7 protein-coding genes and 1 pseudogene are annotated in these 9,090 nt (G+C 70.8%); 2 read left to right on the forward strand and 6 right to left on the reverse strand.

The annotated features are described in order from the left end of the window. Positions 1 to 96: 96 nt before the first annotated feature. From ACWGIG_RS33340 to ACWGIG_RS33355, 4 genes are read right to left on the reverse strand one after another with little or no spacing between them, the layout of a single operon-like run. Positions 97 to 2,565: a beta-xylosidase/alpha-l-arabinosidase gene (locus ACWGIG_RS33340; RefSeq protein WP_453325430.1), complete on the reverse strand. Its 2,469-nt coding sequence runs from the start codon at positions 2,563 to 2,565 to the stop codon at positions 97 to 99. Then, a complete protein-coding gene (locus ACWGIG_RS33345) occupies positions 2,562 to 3,431 on the reverse strand; it encodes a carbohydrate ABC transporter permease (RefSeq protein WP_453325431.1) in 870 nt (289 codons plus the stop codon). Before ACWGIG_RS33345 ends, ACWGIG_RS33340 begins: the two co-directional genes overlap by 4 nt. Beyond that, positions 3,428 to 4,384 carry a carbohydrate ABC transporter permease gene (locus ACWGIG_RS33350; protein WP_453325432.1) on the reverse strand — a complete coding sequence of 319 codons (957 nt, stop codon included), beginning with the start codon at positions 4,382 to 4,384 and terminating at the stop codon, positions 3,428 to 3,430. The genes ACWGIG_RS33345 and ACWGIG_RS33350 overlap by 4 nt, the downstream gene beginning before the upstream one ends. Further along, positions 4,381 to 5,685 carry an ABC transporter substrate-binding protein gene (locus ACWGIG_RS33355; RefSeq protein WP_453325433.1) on the reverse strand — a complete coding sequence of 435 codons (1,305 nt, stop codon included), beginning with the start codon at positions 5,683 to 5,685 and terminating at the stop codon, positions 4,381 to 4,383. The genes ACWGIG_RS33350 and ACWGIG_RS33355 overlap by 4 nt, the downstream gene beginning before the upstream one ends. 149 nt (positions 5,686 to 5,834) lie before the next feature. On the opposite strand from ACWGIG_RS33355, the gene ACWGIG_RS33360 reads away from it, so the two are divergent. After that, positions 5,835 to 6,923, forward strand: coding sequence for a LacI family DNA-binding transcriptional regulator (locus ACWGIG_RS33360; RefSeq protein ID WP_453325434.1), 1,089 nt, complete (start codon positions 5,835 to 5,837; stop codon positions 6,921 to 6,923). Between the two features lie 46 nt (positions 6,924 to 6,969). Continuing rightward, entirely contained in the window at positions 6,970 to 7,164 is a 195-nt protein-coding gene (locus tag ACWGIG_RS33365; protein WP_453325435.1) for an ABC transporter permease subunit, read from the forward strand. 196 nt (positions 7,165 to 7,360) lie between these two features. On the opposite strand, the gene ACWGIG_RS33370 is transcribed toward ACWGIG_RS33365, so the two are convergent. After that, positions 7,361 to 8,548: an aldose epimerase family protein gene (locus tag ACWGIG_RS33370; RefSeq protein WP_453325436.1), complete on the reverse strand. Its 1,188-nt coding sequence runs from the start codon at positions 8,546 to 8,548 to the stop codon at positions 7,361 to 7,363. 215 nt (positions 8,549 to 8,763) lie between these two features. Then, positions 8,764 to 9,090: pseudogene (locus ACWGIG_RS33375) on the reverse strand (hypothetical protein); the annotation flags it as partial.

Raw genomic sequence — 9,090 nt, forward strand, 5'->3', positions numbered from 1 at the left:
CTGACGAACGGCCGGGCACGTCACTCTGGTACGCCCGCGGCACCGTCACTCCCGCGGCACCGCCACTCCCGCGGCACCGCCACTCCCGCGACACTGTCACGCCCGCGGCACCGCTTCCACCGCGAAGTGCGCGTGCAGAGAGCGCCGGTGGTCGACCTCGCGCGACGGGCCGGTGAGAGTGACCCGCGCCGTCAGCCGCCGGTCGGTGCTCGACGCGCTCAACCGCAGCTCCAGCTCCCCGGGCTCGACGAGCCGCCGGCCCGCACGCCCGGTGAAGGACGCGAGGTCGGCAGGCACGCGCACCCGGACCCGTACGGCTTCGTCCGGCGCCAGTTCCGGCAGGCGCAGGTAGCCGACGAGCCGCTGCACCGGCTGCACCACGGACGCGACCGGGTCGTGCAGATACAGCTGGACAACCTCGGTCCCGGGCAGCGCGCCCGTGTTGCGCACGGTGCAGGCGAGCTCGAACTCGCCGTCGGTGGCGGCGAGTTGGCTGCCCACCTCCAGCTCGCTCCAGCTGAACGTGGTGTACGTCAGCCCGTGGCCGAAGCCGAAGGCCGGGGTCGGGTCGAGGTTCGAGACCTCGGTGGCCCGGCCCAGGCGGGGAGCGAGATACGTGGACGGCTGCGCACCCGGCCCGCCGGGCACGCTGACGGGCAGCCGCCCGGAGGGACGTACCCGCCCGCTGAGCACACCGGCCAGGGCGGTCGAGCCCTCCTCGCCGGGGAAGAAGGTCTGCACCAGTGCCGCGCTCTCGCGGGCCGCGCGCCCCAGAGCGTACGGCCGCCCCGCGAGCAGCGTCACGACGACCGCTGTGCCGGTGTCCAGGAGCACGTCGAGGAGCTGTTCCTGGGCGCCCGGCAGGGAGAGGGACGCGGCGTCGCAGCCCTCGCCGCTGGTGCCGCGCCCGAAGAGTCCGGCCCGGTCGCCGAGCGCGGCGACGACCAGATCGGCCCCGCGTGCCAGGTCGACGGCGGCCGCGAAGCCCTCGGTCCCGTGGGTGTCCGCCTCGGCGAGACCGGACGCGGTGACGACCTCGCTGTGCGGGAACTCGGCGGTCAACGCCTCGTACAGGGTGGGGAGTCGGATGCCGTGCGGGGTGCCGGGGGTACGGCTGCCGACGTGCACCGGGAACGAGTAGCAGCCGAGCACGGCCATCGGGGTGTCGGCGTTGGGGCCGATCACGGCGATGCGGGCCGGAGCGGCGGGCGCCAGCGGCAGGGTGCCGTCGTTGGCGAGCAGCACCACCGATTCCTCGGCGACCTGGCGGGCCAGCGCGCGGTGGGGCGCGGTGTCCAGGTCGACGCTGCCGCGCACGCTCTCGGCGCCGACCGACGCCAGGGCGGGCGGGGTGGGGTCCCAGCCCTCGTCCAGCAGCCCCAGCTCGATCTTCTGGACGAGGACCCGGCGGGCCGCGCGGTCCACGAGGGATTCCGGTACGGAGCCGTCGGCGACCGCCTTGCGCAGGGGCGCGCCGAACGTCTTCACCGTGGGCAGTTCGACGTCGACGCCGGCGGCGAGCGCGGCGCCCGCCGCCTCGCCGAAGGTGCCGGCCACGCCGTGCAGCGCCTTGAGGAACGCGATGCCGAAGTAGTCCGCGACGACGGTCCCTTCGAAGCCCCAGGTCTCCCGCAGCAGCCCGGTCAGCAGCGGCTCGTCGGCGGCGGACGGCACGCCGTCGATGTCGGTGTAGGCGTGCATCACGGACCGTACGCCGCTCTCGCGCACGGCCATCTCGAACGGCGGGAGCACCACGTCGGCGAGTTCCCGCGCGCCCATGGACACCGGGGCGAGATTGCGTCCGGCGCGCGAGGCGGAGTATCCGGCGAAGTGTTTGAGCGTGGCGACGATCCCGGCCGACTCCAGGCCCCGTACGTACGCGCCGGCGACCGTGCCGACGAGGTAGGGGTCCTCGCCGATGGTCTCCTCGACGCGCCCCCAGCGGGCGTCGCGCACCACGTCCAGGACCGGGGCGAGTCCCTGGTGCACGCCGACCGAGCGCAGGTCGCGGCCGATCGCCTCGGCCATCCGCCGTACCAGGTCCGGATCGAACGTGGCGCCCCAGGCGGGCGGGACGGGGTACGCGGTGGCGCCCCATGCGGCGAATCCGGCCAGGCACTCCTCATGCGCGAGCGCCGGGATCCCGAACCGGTTCGCCGCCATGATGCGGCGCTGGGTGCGGGCCAGGGACAGGGCGCCGAGGGCGGGGTCGACGGGCGCCGTGCCGAACGGGCGGGTCAACTGGCCGAGCCCGTACGGAAGCAGCTCGTCGAGGTCGACCGGCTCCTCCATGTCGTGCTGGTGCGGGGCGACGTCGCCGCCCTCGGCGGACGCGCCCACCCACACGCCGTAGAGCTGGGCGGTCTTCTCCTCCAGGGTCATCTCGGCGAGCAGTGCGTCGGCACGGGCCCCGGCACTGCGGCGCGCGTCGCGCCAGGGCGGCACGCGCGCCGCATCGGTCTCCGCGGCCAGGCCGGTCTCTGCGGCCAGGCCGGTCTCTTCGGTCAGTCCGGTCTCTTCGGCCAGGTCGCCTTCTTCGGCCGGTACGGCCATGTGGTCGCTCACTTTCCTCCGACCCCCATCAGCCCCTGGACCAGGGCACGACGGGCGAACAGGTAGACGATCAGGATGGGCAGCATGGACAGCACCACCGCGGCGAGCAGGCCCGGGATGTCGACGCCGTGTTCCGTCTGGAAGTCGTAGAGACCCATGGTGATGACCTTGGTGCTCGCGGACTGGGTGAGGACCAGCGGGAAGAGGAAGCCGTTCCACGCCTGGAGGGCGGAGAAGACGACGATCGTGGACAGGCCGCCGCGGGAGAGCGGAAGCACCAGGCCGAAGAAGATCCGCCGCGGCGACGCGCCGTCCACCGTCATCGCCTCGTACAGCTCCGGGGTGATGTCGCGCATCGACCCGGTCAGGATGAGGGTGCACACGGGCATCGCGAACGCGGCCGTCGGCAGGATGACGCCGATCAGGTTGTCGTAGAGTCCCGCCTCGCTGATCACGTAGAACATCGGGACGATGACGGCCTGCGCGGGGATCGCGAGGCCGAGCAGGAACAGCCGGAAGACGCCGCTGATCGGCCGGCCCCGGCCCCGTACGATCGCGTAGGCCAGCGGCGGCACGAGCAGCAGGACGAGGCCGACCACGCAGACGGTGACGACGACGGTGTTGACGAAGTACTGGCCGAAGCCGTTGCTGAAGACATTGAGGTAGTTGTCGAGCGTGAAGTGTTCCGGCAGGGACAGGGGGCCGCCGGCGCCGTAGCCGGCGCGCGTCTGGAACGCGGCGACCAGCATCACGTACAAGGGCAGCCCGACCACGAACAGCCAGATCAACGACCCGAATCCGGCAAGGTAGTTGGGCCGTTCGCGACGGCGTGGCCGCGTTATGGCGGGTGTCGCCGTCCGGGTCTCGACGGGTGTCACAGGCCCTCCATCGTGCTGCGCATCTTGTCGTAGCCCGACAGGCGCACCATGGCCAGCGAGATGACCGTGGCGACGAGGACCAGGAGCAGCCCGATGGCGGACGCCGTCCCGTAGTCGAAGCTCTTGAAGGCCTTCTGGTACATGTAGTACGCGCTGATGGTGGTGTCCGTGCCGGGGCCGCCCTGGGTGAGGATCAGGACGGTGTCGAAGGTGGTGAGGCCGCCGACCACCATCAGGATCGTCGAGGTGATGATGCTGTTGCGCAACTGCGGCAGGGTGATGTGGAAGAACTGGCGGACGGTGCCCGCGCCGTCGATCTGCGCGGCCTGGTAAAGGACCTGGGGGATGGCGCGGGCGGCGCCCTGGTAGATCAGCGTGTGCAGCGGGGTGAACTGCCAGGTGCTGACGAGGACGAGCACGCCGATCGCGCCGGCCTGGTGGCCGAAGAGGTTGCCGTCGCCGAACAGCCAGGCGGCCTGCGACGGTACGCCGAAGTTCGGGTCGAGGACCGCCCGCCACAGTACGGCGACGGCGGCCACCGACAGCAGCAGCGGTACGAAGTAGAGGGCGGACAGGACGGCCCGGTTGCGCTGGTGGCCGGCCGCCCAGACACCGAGGAGCAGGCTCAGCGGGGTCTGGACGGCGACACCGAGCACGGTCAGCAGGACGCTCAGCCCCAGGCTCTTGAGCAGGACCGGATCCTCGAACAGCTTCTTCCAGTTGTCGAGCCCGGCGAACTCCGGGTCGCTCAGGCCGTTCCACGTCGCGAACGAGAGAACGGCGACCAGTACGAGGGGCACGAGGGCGAACAGTCCGAAGAAGATCGCGGCGGGGACCGCCCAGCCGAAGCCGGGACGGCCCACCCCGGCCGCGTCGCCCCGGCCCGCACCGGCGCCGTCACGGCGGCGGGCGGGCGTTGCCTGTCCGCCCCTGACGAGGGTCTTGGTGTTCATGAGGTCGGCAGGGCCTGCATCGCCTTGATGAAACCGCCCTCGTCCAGCTGCCCGTTGAAGAACTGCTGGACGGCCTGGTGCATCGAGGTCGACGCGGACTGCGGATAGGCCTGGTCCCACGACAGCTGGAACGAGGGCGCCTTCTTCACCAGGTCGTACTGGAACTTCGCGTAGCCGGGGCTCGCGGCCCCGGCCAGGAAGTCGGGTGTGCTGGTGGTGGTGGGCAGATTGCCGATGGCCAGTTGCGCCTTCACGAACTCGTCGGAGTACTGGAGCTTCAGGAAGTCGGCGACGGCCTCGGGGTACGTGGTCTTCTTCAGGACGGAGTAGAAGTTGTTGGTGTTGCCGACGAGGTTGCCCGCGTCGCCCTTGCCGCCCCGGACGGTCGGGAAGGGGGTGTAGCCGAGGCCCTTCTTCGCGAACTCGGGGTGGGAGTCCTGCTGCGTGGCGTACGCCCACGAACCCATCAGTTCGAACGCGGCCTTGCCGGTGGCGAGCAGGGTGGGGGAGCCCTGGTCGGTGAACTTCACGGAGTCGAAGTTCGTGCCGAACGCCCCCGCGTCCACCAACTGCCTGATCATCCCGAGCGCCTTCCTGCTGTCGGCGCTCTCCCAGGCGGACTTGTCCCCGTCGATGGCCTTCTGGAACAGGCCGGGTCCGGCGACGCGGTCGTAGAGGGACGTGAACCACATCAGGGTCGGCCAGCGGTCGCCGCCGCCGAGCGCGATCGGTGTGACGCCCTTCGCCTTCAACGCCTTGACGGCGGCGAGGAGTTCGTCCCACGTCCTGGGCGGCTGCACGCCCGCGGCGTCGAGGACCTTCTTGTTGTGGAAGAACAGCACCGGCTGGGTGCCGCGCATGGGAACGCCGTACGCCTTGCCGCCGATCACCGAGCTGTTGAACACCGAGGGCAGGAACTTCGACTTCAGGCCGGGGTCCTTGGCGATGAAGTCGTCCAGCGGCATCAGCAGGTCCGCGTCGACGAACGGCTTGATGCTGCCGCCGCCCCAGTGGAAGAACACGTCGGGCGCCTGCTTGCTGTTGATGGTCGTCTGCAGCTTCGACTGGTAGTCGGCGCCGGGGATGGTGTCCAGGACGGCCTTCACCTTCGACGTCTTGTTGAAGGTGTCGATCAGTTGCTTCTCGACCTTGTTCCCGGCGTCCCCGTAGACCAGGACATGGATCTTCCCGTCGTCGCCCGCCGCGGCGGAGCCGCCGCCGCACCCGGACAGGGCGAGCAGCAGGGCCAGGGCGCCGCCGCCCGCTGCGACCGATTTCGGCAGCCGTGCGCGTTGAGTCATCGCCTCGCCTTTCGAAACTGTTTCGGCAATGTCACCGAAACTCATGGGTCGGGACGCTAGATCTCGGTCGGGGGGCGGTCAACCCCGCTCCCTCGCGTTATCAAAGCGTTACGATGCAGGGAGGGCTGACCGCGGACTGACCGTGCCTTATGCTCCAAGGCATGCGCGATGACGAGGAGTTCGGCCGCATCACCCTGGCCGAGGTGGCCGAGAAGGCGGGCGTCTCCATCTCGACAGTTTCGAAAGTGCTCAACGGGCGGCAGGACGTGGCCGCCCCGACCCGGGTCAAGGTCGAGCGGCTCCTGGAGGCGCATTCCTACCGGCGTACGACACGGGCGGCCCGCGAGGCGCCGCTCGTCGAGCTGGTCTTCCACGAGCTCGACAGCATCTGGGCGATGGAGTTGATCCGGGGCGTGCAGAACGTCGCCAAGGCGCACGGGGTCGCCGTCGTGCTGACCGAGAGCGGCACCCGGCAGGCCCCCGCCCCTGACTGGATCGACGCGGTCATGCAGCGCAGGCCGCGCGGCGTGGTGCTCGTCTTCTCGGCGCTGCCCGCCGAGGTCAAGCAGCGGTTGTGGTCGCGCTCCATCCCGTTCGTCATCGTGGACCCGGCCGGCGATCCCGATCCGGACGTCCCGTCGGTCGGTTCGGCGAACTGGAACGGGGGCCGGGTCGCCACCCGTCACCTGGTCGAACTCGGCCACCACCGCATCGCCATCATCACCGGCCCCGACGACATGCTCTGCTCCCACGCCCGCCTCGACGGCTACCGCTCCGCACTCGGCATGGCGGGCATCCCGGCCGATCCCGACCTCGTGCGCTACGGCGACTTCCACGTGGAGGGCGGCTTCGAGCAGGCCCTCGAACTCCTCGATCTGCCCGAGCCGCCCACGGCCGTCTTCGCGGGCAGCGACCTTCAGGCCCTCGGTGTCCTGGAGGCGGCCAGGATCCGTGGCCTACGGGTGCCCGAGGACCTCTCGGTGGTCGGCTACGACGACGTGCCGGTGGCGCGCTGGTCGAGCCCGGCCCTGACGACGGTGCACCAGCCGCTGCGGGAGATGGCGGAGGAAGCGGTGCAGATGATCATGCGCCTGCGCGACCAGGAACCGGTGACCACCCGCCTCGAACTGGCCACCAGCCTCGTGGTCCGCAAGAGCACGGCGCCCCCGCGCCCTGAGATCACGGGCGCCGAGGGGCGCACGGGCGGCACGCGGAGGCAGGGGAACGCAGGCGGTTGAGTCTTCACCGACCCGCCGCAGGTTCGGTAAGGCTTGCCCTATATGGGTGCCGGGGCGGGCCGCCGGGCACGTGACGGCGGCGGTCTCTTTGGGCGGCGGGCAGTGGCACGTACTGCGCTGCCACCTGCTGCCCGCACTGGTACCACCTGTACTGCGCAACGCGCTGCTGCGCCTGCTGACGGCAGTGCTGGTGCTGGCCTCGCTGGGCGTCCTGGGCCTGGGAGCACGCTCCGGACGGTGAGCAGGGCCACGAGCGCGGCGAGCGATGGCCGTCGGGCGTCCGTCGGGGTGCGTAGCAGCAGCGTGCGGCCGGGCGGGACTCTCACGCGTGTGCGCCCCGACCGGGACAGGTCCGGTCGGGGCGCGGGCGCGGGCGCTCCGGCATCGCGGAGAAGCGGCGAAGCAGGGAAGCGGCGAGTGGTGAAGTACGGAGTCGGTCAGCGCGCCGAGAAGCTGTGCACGGTCGTCGAGCGGTACGTACGCCCCGGGCGCAGCACCGTCGACGGGAACGCCGGGTGGTTCGGCGAGTCCGGGAAGTGCTGGGTCTCCAGGCAGAGGCCGTCGCCCTGGCGGTAGGTGCGTCCCGAGGGGCCGGTCAGCGTGCCGTCCAGGAAGTTGCCCGAGTAGAACTGCACGCCGGGCTCCGTCGTCGCGATGCGCATGGTGCGCCCGGAACCCGGGTCGCGCAGGGTGGCGAAGTGCTCCGGGCGGGCGGTGATGCCCTTGTCCAGCACCCAGTTGTGGTCGAAGCCCTTCGCGGTGACGAGCTGGGGGTGGGAGGCGCGGATGTCCTCGCCGACGGTCTTCGCCGTACGGAAGTCGAAGGGCGTGCCCGCGACCCTGGACAGCTTGCCGGTGGGTATCAGGCCGGCGTCGGTCGGGGTGAACCTGCTTCCTTTCAAGGTGAGTTGGTGGTCGAGGATGTCGCCGGTGCCCTCGCCGGCGAGGTTGTAGTAGGTGTGGTTGGTGAGGTTGACGACGGTGGCCTTGTCGGTGGTGGCCGTGTAGTCGATGCGCCAGTCGCCGCGCCCGGTGAGGGTGTAGGTGACCTTCACGCGGAGGGTTCCGGGGTAGCCCATCTCACCGTCCGGGCTGACCCGGTGGAGGTGGAGGCCCACTTCGTGGGAAGAAGGGTCGGCGAACGGTTCCACGTCCCACATCCGCTTGTCGAAGCCCTGGGCCCCGCCGTGCAGGCTGTTCTCGCTGTCGTTGACGGAGAGTTGGTGGGTGCGGCCGTCGAGGGTGAAGCGGCCCTTGGCGATGCGGTTTCCGTAGCGGCCTATCAGCGCGCCGAAGAAGGTGGTCGCGGTGAGGTAGCCGTCGAGGTGGTCGAAGCCGAGGGAGACGTTGGCGTACGCGCCGCGGCGGTCGGCGAGTTCGAGGGACTGGACGATGCCGCCGTAGGAGAGGACCTTGAGGCGGGTTCCGCCGTTCTCCAGGGTCCAGCGGTCGACTCGGGTGCCGTCGGGGAGGGTGCCGAAGGAGGCGCGGGTGGGCTTCACGAGGTGCCTGTTCTTCCGGGCGGGGGAAGGTGCGTGCGGGGCCGCGTGCGAGGTGCCCGAGGTGGCGGCGGTGAGGCCCGCTGCCGCCGCGGCGGCGAGTACCGTCCTTCTGTTTGTGCTCATGTCCATGGCCGTGCCTTTCGGAGAAGGGGTGGGGGCGTGGAGGGCCGGCGACCCGTCTTGCGCTTGTTCCGTACGTCGAAGCTGCCGAGGACGAGGCCGCCGATGACGAGGCCGCCGATGAACTGGGCGGCGATCGCTTCGAGTTCGAAGTTGGGGTCGGCCGGCCGAGGACCCTGGCGCGGGTGGCGCGGGCCTGCGTGCGGGTGCGTATCGGATCAATCTCCTTCCGGTACGGGGATGGCGGGCGCCACGGGGAAGCGGCGCAGCTCACCGGGGTCGCGGGAGCCGAGCGGTGACATTCCGCCGTCGGCCCCGTGCCGGGCGAGCAGGTCCAGTACGAGCCGTCCACGCCGTACCCGCTCGCGGGCGGAGGCAAGCGTGGTGTCGCGCAGTTGGGCGCCGTTGGGGTAGATGCCCGGGGAGCGGCTCAGCCCGAACTTCAGGTAGAGGGGGGCGCCGCGTCGGATGAGTTCGGCTGTTTCGTACATGCGGATGTAGCCGCCGAGGTCGTCGGGGGCTTCGATGTAGAGGTCCATGGGGGC

This window comes from Streptomyces sp. NPDC054863 (genome assembly GCF_053610825.1).

Excerpts from the sequence above, each read along its gene's own strand:
- ACWGIG_RS33350 (WP_453325432.1), bottom strand. The coding sequence starts at position 4,384 with ATGAACACCAAGACCCTCGTCAGGGGCGGACAGGCAACGCCCGCCCGC.
- ACWGIG_RS33370 (WP_453325436.1), bottom strand. The coding sequence starts at position 8,548 with ATGAGCACAAACAGAAGGACGGTACTCGCCGCCGCGGCGGCAGCGGGC.
- ACWGIG_RS33360 (WP_453325434.1), top strand. The coding sequence starts at position 5,835 with ATGCTCCAAGGCATGCGCGATGACGAGGAGTTCGGCCGCATCACCCTG.
- ACWGIG_RS33355 (WP_453325433.1), bottom strand. The coding sequence starts at position 5,685 with ATGACTCAACGCGCACGGCTGCCGAAATCGGTCGCAGCGGGCGGCGGC.